Source organism: Streptomyces sp. MBT53 (assembly GCF_016654115.1).
In the GTDB taxonomy this organism is placed as follows: domain Bacteria; phylum Actinomycetota; class Actinomycetes; order Streptomycetales; family Streptomycetaceae; genus Streptomyces.
Genome location: NZ_JAEQAZ010000045.1, coordinates 1 through 17,706 on the forward strand (window position 1 = coordinate 1; position 17,706 = coordinate 17,706).

The 17,706-nt window shown below is 70.3% G+C and carries 15 protein-coding genes; 6 read left to right on the plus strand and 9 right to left on the minus strand.

Annotated elements, in window-relative coordinates:
* Nucleotides 1-581 (minus strand): LysR family transcriptional regulator (locus JHN45_RS18310; RefSeq protein WP_200715120.1); only part of this gene is annotated, 581 nt, incomplete at its 3' end.
* 70 nt (nucleotides 582-651) lie between these two features.
* On the opposite strand from JHN45_RS18310, the gene JHN45_RS18315 reads away from it, so the two are divergent.
* A complete protein-coding gene (locus JHN45_RS18315) occupies nucleotides 652-1,776 on the plus strand; it encodes a TDT family transporter (protein WP_201049761.1) in 1,125 nt (374 codons plus the stop codon).
* Here the strand turns inward: JHN45_RS18315 and JHN45_RS18320 are convergent.
* From JHN45_RS18320 to JHN45_RS18335, 4 genes are all read right to left on the minus strand, one after another.
* Nucleotides 1,688-2,407, minus strand: coding sequence for a helical backbone metal receptor (locus JHN45_RS18320; protein ID WP_201049762.1), 720 nt, complete (start codon nucleotides 2,405-2,407; stop codon nucleotides 1,688-1,690). The genes JHN45_RS18315 and JHN45_RS18320 overlap by 89 nt on opposite strands.
* The gene (locus JHN45_RS18325) at nucleotides 2,407-2,970 is read right to left on the minus strand and encodes a helix-turn-helix domain-containing protein (RefSeq protein WP_201049763.1); all 564 of its coding nucleotides are present in this window, start codon (nucleotides 2,968-2,970) and stop codon (nucleotides 2,407-2,409) included. The genes JHN45_RS18320 and JHN45_RS18325 overlap by 1 nt, the downstream gene beginning before the upstream one ends.
* Nucleotides 2,971-3,359: 389 nt before the next feature.
* Complete coding sequence (locus JHN45_RS18330) at nucleotides 3,360-5,183, minus strand: ABC transporter permease/substrate binding protein (RefSeq protein ID WP_201049764.1); 1,824 nt, start codon at nucleotides 5,181-5,183, stop codon at nucleotides 3,360-3,362.
* The gene (locus JHN45_RS18335) at nucleotides 5,161-6,234 is read right to left on the minus strand and encodes a glycine betaine/L-proline ABC transporter ATP-binding protein (RefSeq protein WP_200715125.1); all 1,074 of its coding nucleotides are present in this window, start codon (nucleotides 6,232-6,234) and stop codon (nucleotides 5,161-5,163) included. The genes JHN45_RS18330 and JHN45_RS18335 overlap by 23 nt, the downstream gene beginning before the upstream one ends.
* A 249-nt stretch (nucleotides 6,235-6,483) precedes the next feature.
* Here JHN45_RS18335 and JHN45_RS18340 point away from each other — a divergent pair, with 249 nt between their 5' ends.
* The gene (locus JHN45_RS18340; RefSeq protein WP_236583801.1) at nucleotides 6,484-7,419 is read left to right on the plus strand and encodes a 5'-3' exonuclease; all 936 of its coding nucleotides are present in this window, start codon (nucleotides 6,484-6,486) and stop codon (nucleotides 7,417-7,419) included.
* 143 nt (nucleotides 7,420-7,562) lie between these two features.
* The gene (locus JHN45_RS18345) at nucleotides 7,563-8,417 is read left to right on the plus strand and encodes a siderophore-interacting protein (protein ID WP_200715127.1); all 855 of its coding nucleotides are present in this window, start codon (nucleotides 7,563-7,565) and stop codon (nucleotides 8,415-8,417) included.
* A 116-nt stretch (nucleotides 8,418-8,533) separates the two neighbouring features.
* Here the strand turns inward: JHN45_RS18345 and JHN45_RS18350 are convergent, their stop codons facing one another.
* The 3 genes from JHN45_RS18350 to JHN45_RS18360 all read right to left on the minus strand — a co-directional run bounded on the left by JHN45_RS18350 (nucleotide 8,534) and on the right by JHN45_RS18360 (nucleotide 11,146).
* On the minus strand, nucleotides 8,534-9,310 hold the full coding sequence (locus JHN45_RS18350; protein ID WP_200715128.1) for an ABC transporter permease: 777 nt from the start codon (nucleotides 9,308-9,310) through the stop codon (nucleotides 8,534-8,536).
* Nucleotides 9,307-10,341, minus strand: coding sequence for an ATP-binding cassette domain-containing protein (locus tag JHN45_RS18355; RefSeq protein ID WP_201049766.1), 1,035 nt, complete (start codon nucleotides 10,339-10,341; stop codon nucleotides 9,307-9,309). The genes JHN45_RS18350 and JHN45_RS18355 overlap by 4 nt, the downstream gene beginning before the upstream one ends.
* 184 nt (nucleotides 10,342-10,525) lie before the next feature.
* On the minus strand, nucleotides 10,526-11,146 hold the full coding sequence (locus JHN45_RS18360; protein WP_200715130.1) for a PadR family transcriptional regulator: 621 nt from the start codon (nucleotides 11,144-11,146) through the stop codon (nucleotides 10,526-10,528).
* 234 nt (nucleotides 11,147-11,380) lie between these two features.
* Between JHN45_RS18360 and JHN45_RS18365 the strand changes: the two genes are divergently transcribed.
* A complete protein-coding gene (locus tag JHN45_RS18365; protein WP_201049767.1) occupies nucleotides 11,381-12,940 on the plus strand; it encodes an amino acid permease in 1,560 nt (519 codons plus the stop codon).
* Here JHN45_RS18365 and JHN45_RS18370 read toward each other — a convergent pair.
* On the minus strand, nucleotides 12,934-14,379 hold the full coding sequence (locus JHN45_RS18370) for a cytochrome P450 (protein WP_201049768.1): 1,446 nt from the start codon (nucleotides 14,377-14,379) through the stop codon (nucleotides 12,934-12,936). The genes JHN45_RS18365 and JHN45_RS18370 overlap by 7 nt on opposite strands.
* Before the next feature lie 882 nt (nucleotides 14,380-15,261).
* Between JHN45_RS18370 and JHN45_RS18375 the strand changes: the two genes are divergently transcribed.
* The gene (locus JHN45_RS18375; protein ID WP_201049769.1) at nucleotides 15,262-16,518 is read left to right on the plus strand and encodes a prenyltransferase/squalene oxidase repeat-containing protein; all 1,257 of its coding nucleotides are present in this window, start codon (nucleotides 15,262-15,264) and stop codon (nucleotides 16,516-16,518) included.
* An 89-nt stretch (nucleotides 16,519-16,607) separates the two neighbouring features.
* The gene (locus JHN45_RS18380) at nucleotides 16,608-17,684 is read left to right on the plus strand and encodes a hypothetical protein (RefSeq protein ID WP_201049770.1); all 1,077 of its coding nucleotides are present in this window, start codon (nucleotides 16,608-16,610) and stop codon (nucleotides 17,682-17,684) included.
* The last annotated feature ends 22 nt before the right edge of the window (nucleotides 17,685-17,706 follow it).

The following is a 17,706-nucleotide window of genomic DNA, read 5'->3' on the forward strand; positions in this document are numbered from 1 at the left end:
GCCCAGGGGTGGGTGGGGGCTGTCACGACGATCAGGTGGTCGTGGGCTATCACCGTGGAGTCCAAGCCCGGTGGGACCGACAGGCCCTCCACGAAGCCCAGGTCCGCCTCGTCCGCAAGGAGCTGTTCCGCGACCGTCGTGGAGTTGCCGGCCAGCAACGACACCGCCGTGTCCGGGCGTTGGGAGCGCAGGGCCAGGAGCCAGCCGGGGAGCAGATACTCCGCGATGGTCATGCTCGCGGCGACCCGGAGCCGCGAGTCGCGCCGGTGCCGTAGCGCCTGCGCACCCGCGTCGAACGCGGCGGCCGCCTCGACGACCCGCCGCGCCCAGTCGGTGACGAGAGCGCCCGCGTCGGTGAGGCGTGAGCCGCGCGGGGAGCGGTCCACCAGGGCCACGCCCAGCTGCCGTTCCATCGAGCGGATCCGGCTGCTGGCTGCCGGCTGGGTGATGCCCAGCTCGCGCGCCGCGCCACCGAGGCTGCCGAGCCGGGCCACTGCCAGCAGCAGTTCCAGCGCGCCCAGATCCGGCACCCGGTGCGCTATCGACCCTTCCCGCCCGCCATCCGTCTCGTCACTGCTCATAAATCCAGTTTATGTCCCCATAGACACATACTCCCTGGTCGCCCGTCTCAGCCGGCGAGACGCTGGACACATGGTCACCGCAGTTCGTCACCTCGGACCCAACTGGTACGCGTCCGTCATGGGCACCGCCATCGTCGCCACGGCCGGCGCCGGGCTCCCCGGCCACCTCCCCGGACTGCGCACGGCCTGCACCGCCGTCTGGGCCCTCTCCCTCGCCCTGCTCCTGACCCTGCTGACCGCCCGCGCCCTGCACTGGACCCACCACCGCGACCAGGCCCGCGCCCACCTCCGCGACCCGGCAATGGCCCCCTTCTACGGCTGCCTCGCGATGGCCCTGCTGGCGGTGGGCGGCGGTGCCCTGGTCGTCGGGCAGGACTGGATCGGGCTGCGGGCGGCGGTCGTCCTCGACGCCGTGCTGTTCGGCGCCGGTACGGTCGTAGGGCTGGTGGCCGCCGTGGCCGTCCCGTACCTGATGGCCGTACGGCATCACGTGCACCCGTCGGAAGCGACTCCGGTGTGGCTGCTGCCCGTCGTCGCGCCGATGGTGTCCGCCGCCGTCGGGCCGCTCCTCGTGCCCCACCTGCCGGCCGGGCAGCCCCGGGAGACCCTCCTCCTCGCGTGCTTCGCGATGTTCGGGCTGAGTCTGCTGGCCACGCTCCTGATGCTCCCGCTGGTCTTCGCCCGGCTGGTCACCGGGGGGCCGTTGCCCCTCGCGCTCACTCCGACGCTGTTCCTGGTGCTGGGCCCGCTCGGTCAATCCACGACCGCCGTCGGCAAGTTCGCGGACTTCGCCCCCGGCGTCGTGCCGGCCGCGTCCGCCCAGGCCTTCGGCCTCCTCGCCGTTCTCTACGGCGTCCCCGTCATGGGCTTCGCGCTGCTCTGGTTCGCCCTCGCCACCGCGCACGTGGTGCGCGCCCGCCGCCGGGGCATGGGTTTCGCGATGACCTGGTGGGCGTTCACCTTCCCGGTCGGCACCTGCGTCACCGGCGCCGAGTCCCTGGCCCGGCACACCGGCCTCGCCGTCTACGACGGTCTCGCGTTCGTCCTGTACGGCGTGCTCGTGGCCGCGTGGGCCACCGCCGCCGTGCATACCGCCCGGGGGCTGGTCAGCGGCGAGCTGCTCGCAGGGCCTCGGACAGCACCCGTGGCGCTTCGGTCAGTGACGGCCCGTACCACGTCAGGTGCCGACCGCTGACGAGTGCGCAGGGCAGGCCGGGGAAGGCCTCCGGTCCGTCGTCGGCCGTGAAGCGGTACGGCTCGTCGGGGAGGACCACCAAGTCCCTTGCGGCCGCCCGCAGTTCGGCGATCGTGGCGCGCGGGTAGCGCTCGGCGTGCGCCGCGTACGCGTGGTCGACTCCGAGGCGGGACAGTACATCGCCCGCGAAGGTGTCCCGGCCCAGCACCATCCAGGGGCGGCGCCAGACGGGGACGACGGCCGTCAAGCGGCCTTCGGGGGACGGGAGTTCGGCCCACGCCCGCTCGGCCTCCTCCAGCCAGCGCGGCCGTACGGGCGCTCCGCACGCGTCGAGGACCCGGTCCAGTTCGCGGAACGCCTGCGGGACGTCCCGCACTTCGGTGACCAGGACCTCAACACCCGCCTCCCGCAAGGCCGTCAGGTCCGGCTCGCGGTTCTCCTCCTCGTTGGCGACCACCAGGTCGGGCGCGAGGGCGAGGATCGGATCGAGCTTCGGGTTCTTGGTGCCGCCGACGCGGGTGACGTCCAGGTCGGCCGGATGGCTGCACCAGTCGGTCGCGCCGACCAGAACTCCCGGCAGCGACACGGCAATTGCCTCCGTCAGGGAGGGTACGAGCGAGACGACGCGCATCAGCGCGGGCGGTCCTGGACCGCCTCGATGTGCTCGGCCACCGCGACCACGACGACCCGGGTGTCCGGAACGGTCGCGCGCCAGCGGTGCCGTACCCCACCGGTCAGGTACATCGTGTCGCCGCGCACGAGCCGGTACGCGCGCCCCTCCGCCTCGATCTCGACTGCGCCGTCCGCGACGTACATCAACTCGTCGTTCCGGTGCTGGAATTCGCGTCCGGCGTCATGGTCGCCGGTGAACTCCGAGGCGTGCAGCTGGTGATGGCCCCGTACCAGCGAACGCATCCGGGGCGCCGCCGACTCGGGTTCCTCGGCGCGTACGACGTCCACACTGCACGCGGGGTCGGCGGCGGCGAGGAGTTCGACGGCCGTGGTCCGCAGGGCGTCGGCCACCTTCTCCAGGGAACTCCGGCTGGGGCGCGCCCGGTCGTTCTCGACCTGGCTCAGAAAGGGCACCGACAGACCGCTGCGCTCGGCCACGACGGCGAGCGTCAGGTCCAGCGAGCGGCGCCGCCGCCGTACGGCCGCACCCACCCGAAGGGGCTGTTCTTTGTGGTCGCCCATCGCTCCGGCTCCCTCCTTCGCTCGTCGGCCTGCGGCTGGTTCTGAAACTGCCTCTGATGAGTTCTCTGCACCCTACGCATGTTCGGCAAACCGTTTCATGCGCCTGTCACATCCACGTCACACAGCGTGCGATCGGACCTCACGGTTCTGGCCAGTGCGCAAGGGCCCGCCGACCCTCGATCAGCGCGAGACTTCGTCCCTACTCTTCAATGCGTGCGCGGTCGCCTGTGTTCCCGCTCACTTCTCGGGCCCGATCCCATGACTTCGTGACGCTGTGTGGTTGGCCGGATCCTTTTCGTACCGGGACAGCACGAAAGGTGGGCTTCGCCGCACGAAGGGGGGAACGCGCGGCGAAGCCCACCTCCGGGGCGGCGGCCGGGACTGTCAGGTCATCCGGCCGCCTGGCTCTTCTGGTTCTTCGCGACCGGTGCCCACTGGTCGACGAGGCCCGGGTGCTGCTTCAGCCAGGTGCGGACGGCGGCCTGCTCCTGGCCCTTGCCGGACTTCTGGATCTGCGCCTCCAGACCGGTGAGCTGCGCCTCGGTCATACGGAAGTCCTTCAGCCACTTCCCGACGTCGGGGTTGTCGGCGGCGAAGCCCTTGCGGGACACCGTGTGCACGCCGTCGCCCTTGCCCCAGGCGCCCTTCGGGTCGGTGAGCTTCTTCAGCTTGTAGTCGCTGTACGCCCAGTGCGGCGACCAGAGCGTGACGACGATGGGCTGCTTCTTGGCGTACGCGCGCTTCAGCTCGGCCAGCATCGCCGGGGTGGAGCCGTCGACGACGTCGTAGGAACTCTGAAGGCCGTACTCCTTGAGGACCTTGGACTTGAGGAGGCCCATCATTCCGGCGCTGGGTTCGATGCCGGTGATCTTGCCGCCGAACTCGGAGGCGTGGGTCTTGAGGTCCGCGAGCGTGTTGACGTCCTTGACGTACGACGGGACGGTCAGCTCCAGGGACGTGGAGCCGTACCAGCTGCCGAGGTCGTCGAGCTGCTTGCCGTACTTCTTCCAGTACTCGGCGTGGGTGGTGGGCAGCCAGGCGTCGGTCTGGAAGTCGACCTGGCCGGTGGCGACGCCGGTGTAGAGCGGACCGGCCGCGTACTGGGTGGTCGTCACCTTGTAGCCGCGTTCCTCCAGGAGTTCCTTCCAGAGGAAGGTGGAGGCGATGCCTTCGTCCCAGGGGATGTAGCCGATGGTGATCTCCTTGCCCCTGCCGACGTTCGTGGCAGAGGTCGCCTTCGTGCCGGAGGCGGAGCCGAAGACGCCCAGGCCGCCGGCCACCAGGGCGAGGACGACCACGCCGATCACGGCGAACGCGGGGCGGGGGCGGTAGTTCCAGGGCTTGGCGCTCTCCGCCGTACGGGCCTTGGCGGCGGCCCTGCGGCCGAGCGGGGAGATCTGGGTGCCGAGCGCGCCGGTCATCCGGTCGAGGTAGATCGCAAGGACGACGATGCCTACGCCCGCCTCGAAGCCGAAGCCGATGTCGAGCTGGCCGATCGCCTCGTTGACGGCGCCGCCGAGGCCGCCGGTGCCGACCATGCCGGCGATGACGACCATCGACAGGCCCAGCATGATGACCTGGTTGACGCCCGCCATGATCGTCGGGAGGGCCAGGGGCAGTTGGACGCGCAGGAGCGTGTCGCGCGGTGAGGTGCCGAACGCCTCGGCCGCCTCGACGAGTTCGGCGTCGACCTGCCGTATGCCCAGTTCGGTCATGCGGACGCCGGGGGCGAGCGCGAAGATCAGGGTGGCGATGATGCCGGCTGAGGTGCCGAGCCCGAAGAAGAGGATCGCCGGGATCAGCAGCACCATCGACGGCATCGTCTGGAGCAGGTCGAGAGCGGGCCGTACGACCGCGCTGACCGTCTTGGAACGGGCCGCCCAGATGCCCAGCGGGATCGAGATCACCAGGGCGATGACGGTCGCCACCAGCACCAGGGCCAGCGTCGACATGGACCGGTCCCACAGGTCGAGCGAGTCGATCAGCAGGAACCCGGCGAAGGCCAGCACCCCCGCGACAAGACCACGCAGCCACCAGGCGAGCACCGCCAACATGCCCGCCAGAAGCAGGGGTTGGGGCGCGGTGAGCACCGCGTTGACGCCGTCGTACATCCCCTCCACGACCGTCTTGATCGCGTCGAAGAGCCAGGACATGTGGGCGACCAGCCAGTCGACACCGGAGTCGACCCAGTCACCGAGCGGAAGCCTGGGCATGCGCGGTCACCTCCTCCGGCTCGGTGGCGGCTTCCCCGCCGAGAAACGCGACCAGCCGTTCCTGCGGTACGACTCCTACGACGGCGTCGGCCGCGTCGAGCACCGCGACCGGGTGGGTGAGGCGGGCGCTGAGGGCGCACAGGTCGGTGAAGGGGGTGTCCGGCGTGGCGGTCTCGCAGTCGCAGTCGGCCTCGTGGCCGTCGACGCCGGTGTCCATGACGGCGGACGCGGTCAGCACCCTGGAACGGTCCACATCCTGGATGAAGGAGGCGACGTAGTCGTTCGCGGGGCGCAGCAGGATGTCCTCGGCGGTGCCGGTCTGGACGATGCGGCCGTCGCGCATGACGGCGATGCGGTCGCCGAGGCGCATGGCCTCGTTGAGGTCGTGGGTGATGAAGACGATGGTCTTCTTCAACGACTTCTGGAGTTCCAGGAGTTGGTCCTGCATGTCCCGGCGGATCAGCGGGTCGAGGGCGCTGAAGGACTCGTCCATGAGGAGCAGGTCGGCGTCGGTGGCCAACGCCCGGGCCAGGCCCACGCGTTGCTGCATTCCGCCGGACAACTCGTCGGGCCAGGAGTCCTCCCAGCCGGCCAGGCCGCACAGGGCGAGCGCCTCGCCGGCGCGGGCCTCGCGCTCGGCGCGGGGCACGCCCTGCACTTCCAGGCCGTAGGCGGCGTTCTCGCGGACGCTGCGGTGCGGGAAGAGCGCGAAGTGCTGGAAGACCATGCTGATCTTGTGGGCGCGGACCTCGCGCAGTTCGCGGTCGGTGAGCGCGGTCAGATCCTGGCCGTCGAAGAGGACGCGGCCCGCGGTGGGCTCCAGGAGTCCGTTGAGCATCCGCAGGAGGGTGGACTTGCCGGAGCCGGACAGGCCCATGACGACGAAGATCTGGCCCGGTGCGACGGAGAAGGAGGCGTCGATCACGGCGGCCGTGGTGCCGTCGGCGCGCAGTTCCTCCCGGTCGGCCCCCTTCCGGAGCCGTTCGACTGCTTGGACCGGTCGTCTGCCGAACACCTTGTGCAGGTGTTCGGCTTCTAGCCTGGCTGACACGCGTACCTCTCGATCGGGGGCAGGACATGGCGGGCCACTGCGGTTGAATGTGCAACCGAGCCCGCTCCGAGGCCGCGCCTGCCCCTGCTCTGCGCGCGCAAACACAGAGTGGCCCAGCTCACCGGCCGGTCGCCCGTCCCACCGGTCGGCCGTCCGTCTCACCGGTCGGCCGCGTCCGTCTCACCGGTCGGCAGCGTTCGTCTCTCCGGGTGACAGGGGGAGGTGGTCGTCGGGCCGTCGTGCGGCATGATGCGTGACGTGACCGGACGACTGATGCTCCTCGACACCGCCTCGCTCTACTTCCGCGCCTACTTCGGCGTCCCGGAGTCCGTGAAGGCACCGGACGGGACGCCGGTGAACGCCGTGCGCGGGCTGCTCGAATTCATCGACCGGCTGGTCAAGGACCACCGTCCGGACCAGCTGGTCGCGTGCATGGACGCGGACTGGCGGCCCCAGTGGCGGGTCGACCTGATCCCCACCTACAAGGCGCACCGTGTCGCCGAGGTGCGCGAGAGCGGCCCGGACGAGGAGGAGGTGCCGGACACGCTCTCCCCGCAGGTCCCGATCATCGAGGCCGTCCTCGACGCGGTCGGCATCGCGCGCGTGGGCGTCGAGCCGTACGAGGCGGACGACGTGATCGGCACGTTCACCGCGCAGGCCAAGGGCCCGGTCGACATCGTCACCGGCGACCGCGACCTGTACCAGCTCGTCGACGACGCCCGCGGTGTCCGCGTCCTGTATCCGATCAAGGGCGTCGGCTCGCTCCAGCTCACCGATGAGGCGTTCCTGCGCGAGAAGTACGGTGTCGACGGCCGCGGTTATGTGGACCTGGCGCTGCTGCGCGGCGACCCCAGCGACGGTCTGCCGGGTGTGCCCGGCATCGGCGAGAAGACGGCGGCCAAGCTCCTCGCCGAGTTCGGTGACGTGCCCGGGATCATGGCGGCGATCGACGACCCCAAGTCCAAGCTGACCCCTTCGCAGCGCAAGCGCCTCGACGAGGCGCGGCCCTACGTCGCGGTCGCGCCCAAGGTCGTACGGGTCGCGGACGACGTACCGCTGCCGGATGTCGACCTCGCGCTGCCCCGCGCCCCGCGTGATCCGGAGTTGGTGGGCGCACTGGCGGAACGCTGGGGGCTGGGCGGATCATTGCAGCGACTGCTGACCACACTCGGAGCGCAAGCTTAATTCTCGTTTTCCGTGAACGGCATTCTCGCTGGTGGGGAGTGATGTTCTGTGCGAGACGTTCATGAACCCCTCATACAGGGGGTGTTAAGTGGGGGAGAGATGCTAACTTAGGTAAGCCTTAGCTATAGACCTGGGAGGCCGTCATGGCAGAACGTCCGGCACGGAAGCCGCGTAAGCCCCACTCCGCGCAGGTCGTCCGCACCGAACGGCTGACCCCCCACATGCAGCGCGTGGTGCTCGGTGGCGAGGGCCTGGCCGAGTTCTCGGCGGACACCTGCACCGACCATTACGTGAAACTGCTCTTCCCGGCCGGGGGCGCCACCTACCCCGAGCCCTTCGACGTGGAGCGCATCCGCGCGGAGTTCCCGCGCGAGCAGTGGCCGGTGACCCGCACCTACACCGTGCGCGCCTGGGACCCCGAACACCTCGAACTCACCCTGGACTTCGTCATCCACGGCGACGAGGGCCTCGCCGGCCCGTGGGCCACCCGCGTCCAGCCCGGTGAGACCGTCCACTTCATGGGCCCCGGCGGCGCCTACGCTCCTGACACCGACGCCGACTGGCATCTGCTCGCCGGGGACGAGAGCGCGCTGCCCGCGATCGCCCGCGCGCTGGAGTCGCTGCCCGAGGGCGTCACGGCACACGCCTTCGTGGAGATCTCCGGGCCCGAGGAGGAGCAGAAGATCGACTCCGACATCGAGGTCGTCTGGCTGCACCGCGGTGACCGTCCGGTCGGCGAGACACTCGTCGAGGCCGTACGGGCCCTGGAGTTCCCCGAGGGCCGCGTGCACGCGTTCGTGCACGGCGAGGCGGCCTTCGTGAAGGACCTGCGGGCCCTGCTGCGGGTCGAGTCGGCGATCCCGCGCGAGGATCTGTCGATCTCCGGCTACTGGCGGCTCGGTCACAACGAGGACGGCTGGCAGGCCTCCAAGCGGGAGTGGAACGCGAAGATCGAGGCGGAGCAGGAGGGTGTTTCGGGGGCCAGCGCGGCCGCATAGGCGCGCCGCTCGGGGTGCCACGACGGACCGTTGGCCTGTGCGGCGCCGTTGTGGCTGGTCGCGCAGTTCCCCGCGCCCCTTCAGGAGCGCCCCTGCGGGGCGCTCCCTTCGGGGTTCTACACCGACCGTTGGTACGACCTGAACGTACGTATCGACAGCCACACCGCCGCCACCGCCAGGCCCAGTAGCGCGCCGCCCCTGCTGAGTACGTCGCCCCAGTCGGGGTGCTCGGACATTGCCGAACGGCCCGCCACCATCGCCCAGTTGAGTGGGTTGAAGTCGGCTATGTGCTGCATCCACGTGGGCATCTGTGAGGGTGCCATGAAGGCGCTGGAGAGGAATGTCAGCGGCAGCAGCAGGAAGGTGTTGATGCCGATGATCGACTCCCGCTCCTGCACCAGCATCCCGAGCGCGTTGGACAGTGCCCCGAAGATGGTGCCCAGCAGGACCGAGGCGACTATCAGGATCGCGATGCCGCCGACGCCGCCCGGGTAGTCGGCGCCGCCGAGCAGTCCGAGCAGCACGATGACCACCGACTGGAACGCGGTCACCAGGCCGTTGTTGACGACATTGCCGTTCATCAGCGCGGCCCGGCTGACCGGAGTGGTCAGGAAGCGGTTGAGGGTGCCGCGCTGGATCTCCTCCAACGTGCCCATGCCCGCCCACATGTTGGAGCTGAGCGCGCTCATCACGACCACACCGGGGACGAGGTAGTCCAGGTACGAGGTGGTGCCGAAGCCGCCGAGTTCGACGACCTTCTTGAAGAGGTTGCCGAAGAGGAACAGCCAGATCACGGGCTGGATGAGGGTGATGACCGCGAAGGCGGGCTGCCGTGCGAACACCATGAGTTGACGCTGCGTCATGTACCAGGTCTGGGAGACGGCGGTGCTCATCGCGCACCTCCGGCGACGGCGACGGCAAGCTGCTCGGCGCTGTCCGCGTCGGCCTCGGAGTAACGACGGCCGGCGTAGCGGAGATAGACGTCGTCGAGCGAGGGGCGGGCGACGGTCGCGGCGGCGACCCCGACGCCGACGCGCTCGAACGCCGCCAGCAGGACGGGCATCGCGGCTGCTCCGTCGTCGGCGCGGGCACTGACCCGGCGTCCGTCGACCAGCACCTCGTGCACGCCTGCCAGTCCGACGAGGGCGCTCCTGAGCAGCGTACGACCGGCGTCGCCGACCGCTTCGCGCAGCTCCAAGTGGACCGCGTCGCCCCGGAGTTCACCCTTGAGGGAGTCGGGGGTGCCCTCCACGACGACCCGGCCGCGGTCGACGATCGCGATGCGTTCGGCGAGCCGGTCGGCCTCTTCGAGGTAGTGGGTGGTGAGCAGGATGGTCAGCCCCTCCTCCCCCGCGAGCCGGCCGATCTCGTCCCACATCGCGGTGCGGGCCTCCGGGTCGAGGCCGGTGGTGGGCTCGTCGAGGAAGAGCACCTCGGGCCGGTGCACCAGGCCGAGTGCCACGTCCAGGCGGCGGCGCATTCCGCCGGAGTAGCCCTTCACCGGGCGTTTGGCGGCGTCGGCGAGGGTGAAGCGGTCGAGGAGTTCGTCCACCCGCCGCGCGAGGGCGGCGCCCTTCAAGCCGTAGAGCCTGCCCTGGAGTTGGAGGTTCTCGCGGCCGGTCGCCGTCGGGTCGGCGCCGGAGTTCTGGGCGACCACGCCGATCGCGCGGCGCACCCGGTCCGGGTGGCGCAGCACGTCGTGGCCCGCGACGGTGGCCGTGCCGGAGTCGGGGCGGGCCAGGGTGGTGAGGATCTTGACGGTGGTGGACTTGCCGGCGCCGTTCGGCCCGAGGAGGCCGAAGACGGTGCCGGGTTCCACGGTGATGTCCATGCCGTTGAGGGCGGTGACGTCGCCGGGATAGGTCTTGATCAGTCGGCGTGCCTCGACCGCGGGCGCACCGGTGCTCGTACGAGTACTGCTCATGTCGACTGCTCTCCATGAATGAGCGGATGTGAGTGTGAAAGGTCACGACTGATCCGCGTGCAGAGCGCCGGGCTATCCTGGGTGTGCCGCACCTCGATCGCCTGGCTTGCCGCACGGCGGGTCGGTCTCGGGGTTCGTGACCCCGGCAGGACTGCTGCAACAGTCCGGTCGGGGTCAGTCTTCGTCAGGTGAACTCCGGTGGCTGTTCCCCCGTTTCGTGGAAGTGGCGCCAGCCTTCGACGCCGAGCATCGAGCCCTTTCTGAGCTCTTCCAGCAGGCCGCGGACCCACTCGGTCTGCGCCTCGGTCATGTGCAGCTGGTACTCGACCTCGACGAGGAAGAGCCGGGGCACGGATTCGTAGAGCTTCTCCAGCGCTCCGCGCTCGCCGGCCGCCTGCACCTCCAGGTTCTTCACCCGCTCCTCCAGCAGCGTCGCCGCTTCGTCGGGGTGCAGGGCGCCCAGCAGTGAGAGGGCCGTCTCGAAGATGGGGAACTCCTTGACCGGGCGGGCCAGCAGCTCCGACAACCACTCGGTCATCTCCTCGCGCCCGGCGCCGGTCAGGCCGTAGACCGTGCGCTCGGGGCGGTTGCCCTGGCGCTCTATGTCGGCGACCTCGACGAAGCCGTGCTTCTCCAGGTTCTGCACGACCGTGTAGAGCGAGCCGTAGTTGATCTTCGTGCTGGTGTCCTTGCCCTGGCGGCGCAGGGTCTGGGCGATCTCGTACGGATGCATGGGGCCCTGGCAGAGGGTCACCAGCACGGCGAGTGCCAGCGGATTGCTGAGCTTGCGACGCTTCGCGGCCACGGGGACCACCACCTCCCAGCCCTCGCTCGGGCACACCTCGCATCCGGATATTCGTGAGCGAACATATCGCGAGTCGCCGCGGAACGTCAATACACGATGTATCGCGATTTTGCGGCGAGGGCAAGAGCGTGAGGACTTGGGCCCGCCCTGGACACGGTCGCGTGACGCGTCCGAAACAGGCCGTCCCTAATTTCTGTCACCCGACAGGAATTCGCGCCGAAGGCAGGTGCCGCCGTGGCCACAACCACCCCCTCCGACGTACGCCCCGATCCGCCCCACTCCCCCGACGACGGCTCCCTCGCCGAGTTCGGCTACCGCCAGGAGCTGCACCGCAGCCTCGGCCGGTACGCGTCGTTCGCGGCCGGGTTCTCCTTCATCTCCGTACTGACGACCGTCTTCCAGTTCTTCGCCTTCGGGTACGCGTTCGGCGGCCCGGTCTTCTTCTGGGCCTGGCCGATCGTGCTGGCGGGCCAGCTGCTGGTGGCGGCCTGCTTCGCGGAACTGGCCGCGCGCTACCCGATCTCGGGCGCGATCTACCAGTGGTCCTCGCGCCTCTCCACCGCGGCCTTCGGCTGGTTCGCCGGCTGGATCATGGTGATCGGCCAGATCGTCGTCGTAGCGGCGGCGGCGCTCGCGCTCCAGATGGTGCTGCCGGCGATCTGGTCGGGCTTCCAGCTGGTGGGCGGCGACCCCGCGCCCACCTCACCCGACGGCGCGGCCAACGCGGCCGTCCTCGGTGTGATCCTGCTGGTCCTGACGACGCTGGTGAACATCCTCGACAACCGCGTGATGTCGGTGATCAACCGGGTCGGAGTGACCGCCGAGATCATCGGCGCGATCCTGATCGTCGTCCTTCTCCTGACCCACTCGAAGCGCACCCCGAGCATCACCTTCCACACGACCGGCAGCCTGGAGGGCGGCCTGCTCGGCGCGCTGCTGGTGGGCTCGTTCACGGCGGCGTACGTGATGATCGGCTTCGACAGCGCGGGCGAGATGAGCGAGGAGACCCACAACCCCCGCCGCACCGCGCCCCGCACGATCCTCACCGCGCTCGGCGCGGCGGGCCTGCTCGGCGGCCTGATCATCCTCGGCGGCCTGCTCGCCGCGCCCAGCATGACCGACGGCCACCTGGGCGTCGACGGCCTCAGCTACGTCCTGACGAGCAGCCTCGGCGACGGCGTCGGCAAGGCGCTGCTGGCCGACGTGGTGGTGGCGATCGCGGTGGCGACCCTGGCCATCCAGACGGCGGCCTGCCGCATGCTGTTCTCCATGGCCCGCGACGGCCAACTCCCGTTCTCCGCCCGCCTGTCCAAGGTCAACCCGCGCACGGGAATGCCCAGCGCCCCCGCCCTGGTCGTAGGCGTCCTGGCAGCAGCCCTGCTCCTCCTCAACTTCGCCTCCCCGGACGCGTTCCTGGCCATCGGCACCACCTGCATCGTGATGCTGTACCTGGCCTACGCGATGGTCACGGGTCCGCTGCTGATCCGCCGCCTGCGCGGCGAATTCACCACCGAGGGCACCGACGAGACCGGCGCCCGCCTGTTCTCCCTCGGCCGCTGGGGGGTGCCGGTCAACGCCCTGGCACTCCTCTACGGCCTGATCATGACCGTCAACCTGGCGTGGCCGCGCGCCGCGGTGTACGACCCGGCGGGCGGGCACTGGTACTTCCAGTGGTTCACGGTGTTGTTCTTGCTCGTGACGGTGGGGGTCGGGGTTCTGTACCGGCTGACACGCGCACAACGGGTGCGCTCTGCCGCGACAACGGCCCAGACTCCCGCAGGACTTGCTCAATGACCTCGTTGCGGAACCTGGGCGACCGTTGACGGAGCTTCACTGCGGCCGTCCGTGCGGGGGCCACGGTCTGAGGCTTCGCGCCCCCGGCCGTCCCTCGCGACGGTTCGCATGTACAGCCCCTTGGGGCCGAGGGCGAGCGCGTACGGCGCCGCTGTGACCTTCCGGCCCGGGACGGGCTCAAGTCGCCAACGGGCGGCAATGGTCGCCAGTGCGAGCGTCGCCTCGGTCATCCCGTAGGCGTCGCCGATGCATTTGCGCGCGCCTCCCCCGAAGGTCAGATGCGCGCCCCGGGGCACGGTCCCCGCTCGCTCGGGTGCCCAGCGGTCGGGATCGAATCGCTCCGGGTCGGGGTACAGGTCGGCGCGATGATGCATCTGGTAGGGGCTGACCACGATGTCGGTGCCGGCGGGGACGGGCCGGCCACCGAGTTCGGTGTCGACCGTGGTGGTACGGGTCAGCAACCAGCCCGGCGGATACAGGCGCATGGTCTCGGTGACGATGTTCCGGGTCACTTCCAGCCGGGGCAGATCCTCGAAGGTGGCCGTCCCGTCCTTCAGCACCGCGTCGACCTCGGCGTGCAGGCGCTCCGCTGTGCGCGGGTGACGTCCCAGCAGGTACCAGGCCCAGGAGAGGGCCTTGCCGATGGTGTCCGTGCTGGCGAAGAGGAAGGACATGACCTGGTCCCTGATCTCCTCGTCGGACAGGGATGCTCCCGCCGCCCCCGGGGCCGCGAGCTCGTCCTGTGCTGCCAGCAGCATGGACATCAGGTCACCGTGGTCGGTCTCGTCGGCCCGGTAGTCGGCGATGATGCGGTGGATGCTCTGCCTGGACCGGGTCTGCGCGCGGTCGTAGCGGCGCTTGCCGCGGGTGGGGACGGCGTCGGCACGGGGCGGCAGGAGCATGCGCCGGAACACTCCTCCTTCGAGAGTGAGCAGGTCGGCGGCGAGCGACTCACGCAGCTCGGAGGGCGCGGCGGAGAAGATCGTGGCCGCGGTGGTGCCCAGGCTGATCGTCGTCATTTCGGCCAGGACATCGATGGTCCGGCCGGACCGCCAGGAGTCGGCCACCGCGCGTGCCTGCGCGCTCATCTCCCGCGCGTAGCCCGGCAGTCGCGCCTGGTGGAAGGCCGGCTGGATCATTCGCCGCTGTCGGCGGTGGTCCTTGTGCGGGCAGGTCCCGAGACCGTTGCCCAGGAACTCGCGACTGCGGTCGAAGAGGAAGCCGCCCTTGTCGAAGGTGCGGTCGTCCACGAGGACTTGGCGGACCAGTTCGGGGGCGCAGACCACGAGGGCGTCGAACGGGCCGAGCCGTATCGCGACGATGTCGCCGACGGCGGGCAGGGAACGCAGGAAGCTCAGCGGGTCGCGCAGAAACCGCCATGTGTGACCGAGCAGCGGCACTGCTCCCGGCGCGCTGACGAACGAGTGGTCGGCCTTCATGATCAGTCCTCCACGGTCGTGGCGGAAACATCTCCACCAGCACGGATCAAGTCGCGCCGTACCTAAGGGACTTCAACGGGACGCAAGTCCCCGGCAGCGGCCCGCGGCTCGCTGTGCGGGAACTCGCAGAAGCGGTCGTCACCCGCGCGTCGTGCAGCACTCGGATCCACTGAAGCGTTCGGCCAATGGCCAAGTTCTTGCACGACAGGTGGCACTTCGTTCGTGCAGAGACTGCCACGAGGGACCGGGACACAAGCCGACCGCGCGAGGGCGCACGGAGGTGCGAACCCATCGCACGGAAGTGTGGACCCGCCGTTCCCGCTCCCCTCGCGGCAACGTGCGCCCCCAGTTCCGGCCCTGGACCTGCAACTACCGGCTCCACAAACCTCATTGTGAAGCACGCTGAAGCGTTGCGTGAACTACCGCGCACGCAGAGGCGTATGACGGGCGCTTTGCGCCGCATGGCGGGCGGGAAGGGTATCCCCGACCCTGTTCCTTGACATACCGCGATCGGACTCCACCCCATAGATTTCGACTTCAGTGCGGAGATGAGCGGTTATGAGCAGCTTCCGTCATGCATATCAGTCTTCAGGAGAGACACCGGTACTGGCCCGCGAGACGCGGCGCTGCCTCGACCGGGCCGTTGTCGCCTGTCTGGAAGCACAGCGGCCCAACGGCTCCTGGGCGACACCCGCGCGCCCCCGCATCCTGGAAAACGCCCTCGCAGCCTTCGCTCTGGCCGGGGCGGGGCACCATTCCGGGCACCGGAGCCGTGTGCACGCATGGCTGCGGCAGGCCGAACCCCAACGGCACGACGACTTCACAGCGGCCGCCGACACATGGCTTCGCGCTCTCGCCCTTGATGCCACCGCCCCTCCCGCCATGCCTGTCTTACCCCGCGCCGGAGCCGCACACCGGCGTCGCCTGATCCTGCTGCAGACCCTCGGCGTGGCCGCGGGCGTGCCGGGCTGCTCCCCGCACACGCTCCTCGCCCACACCACGGCGGCCCTCGGTCACCGGGACCGCGCTTCGCTGACGGGCTGGCACCGGGCCCAGCTCCTGTCCGCCGAGATCATCGCCAGGCACGCGGCCGACCTGCCGGTGGGCGACAGCCTCGTCGCCGCGTTGACCGCCGAACAGTCACCGGACGGCTCGTTCCACACCATGCCGCTGGTCACCGCCATGGCCTGCCTGGCGTTGACCCGGGCCGCTCCGGGGCGGGCCGCCACGCACCGTTGCACGGCCAGGCTCCTGGCGGACCAACACCCGGACGGGACATGGCGGTTCACCACATTCGACGTCTGGGACACGGGACTGATGGTTCGCTGCCTGCGCGGCCACAGGGACTTCGACACCCGTGCACGGCCCGGCGCATTGGACTTCCTGGCGGGCGTCCAGTCACCTCAGGGTGGTTGGGGGAGCGTGTCGGGAGCGATCGCCGGCACGGGCCTGGCCAGCGACGTCGACACCACGGGGAACACCCTGCTGGCCCTGGCCGACACCGAGCAGGGCCGCCGGGCCTGGCCGACCGCCGCCGAATACGCGCGGACCCATCAGGACGACCAGGGGCTGTGGACCACATGGAACACCGCCGTCGACACCATGGCCCAGGACACCGTCGCGCACATGGTCGCCGGAATACGCGCCCACCATCCCGAGGAGGTCGAGGTGCGGCGGGCCACCCAATGGCTTCTGCGCCGGCACCGCAGGGCCGGCCACTGGACCGCCGACTGGTACGTCTTCCCCGGCTACCCCGCGGCGGAGATCAGTCCCGTGCTGGGCTGGCGCAGCGAGGCGGCTCGTTCCGAGGCCAGGACTCTGGCGGCCACCCAGAACAAGGACGGCGGCTGGCCCGCGTTCCCCGGCGCGAACAGTTCGAGCCCGGCGGCGACCGCCCTCGCCGTGACCGTTCTCATCCGCTCCCGCACCGGCACGCCGCAGGCGCTCGAACGGGCGGCACGCTTTCTCTTCGAGAGCCAACGGGACGACGGAATGTGGATCGAGCCGGATCCCACCATGTGCGGCCCACGGCCGTTCCTGACCGACGTGGCGTCCCAGACCCACGCCCTGACCTGTCGTGGACTCATCGACCTTCTGCACAACCCGCCCGCGGTCCCCCTCCCGCCGTCGGAGCCGTGACCCGGACAAGCCAAGCGCACCGTGCAAGGACCTCGCTCAGCAACCGCCGGCCGTCCGATCCCCGGTCGGCGGCCCGGAAGGGAGTACTCATGAACGAGCAAGTGCCCGGACCGCTGTCCATACCCGCACTGTGGTGCCCGATCCCCGGTGGGGTCCACCCGCAACGCGACGCGATCACCGACTTCCAGCTGGAGTGGAGCGTCCGTCACCGGCTCGCCGTGGGCGGCCACGAGATCGCACGCCTCGCCGGTGCGGACATCGGCGGCCTCGCGGCCCGCTTCGTTCCGCGTGCCACCCTCACCGGAGCCCGGACCCTGGCCGCCCTGCTCACCCTGACGTTCGTCATCGACGACCTCAACGACGACGGCCGACTACGCGGTCGGCCGGGCGACTTCGCGCGCTACGCGGCGGCGCTGTCCCACGCGCTCGACCCGCGCCGGCTCGCCGAACCGGCCGACCCACCGGTTCGAGCACTGCACGACATCGGCCGACGCGTCAGGCGCGCCATGTCCCCGGCACTCGCCGCGCGGCTCGTCCGTGACTTCCGTGTCACCCTCGCCGCCGAGGTGCGCGAGAGCGCGAACAACGCCCGCCGTGTGCCGCCCGACCTGGACACGTACGTGCGCAACCGGCTCGCCACCACCTGGGTGCTGCCGCTCGCCGGCCTCGCCGCCGCCGTGGACGGCGTCGAGCCCGCACTCGCGGACCTGGACCGGCCGGAGGTCCGGGCCCTGACGGAGATGACCAGTCTCATTCTCGGCTGGGACAACGACATCTGCGGCTACGCCAAGGACCGTCACGACGGAAGCGGGGACGTCAACAACCTCCCTGACGTCCTCGCCCGCACGACCGGCGCCGGACCCGCCCGGGCCCTCGCCCAGGCCGTGTCGATGCGCGATCAGGTGCTGGCGCACTGGCTGCGGCTGTCCCACCAGGTCGACCGGAGCTCGGACCCCGCGCTGTCGGGCTACCTCGCGAACCTCGCGTCCATGATCCGCGGACACCTCGACTGGGCGGCGACCTGCCCCCGCCACACCGTTCCCCAAGGCGGAGCCGTCGTACGGATCACCCACACCCGCGACGCCTACGAGGCCGCCGCCCCGGATCCACTGAGGCTCCCCGCGATCGCCTGGTGGAGCACACTGCCGGAGACGATCGCCGGGTAGGGCGTCCGGCGCCCGGGCCGTC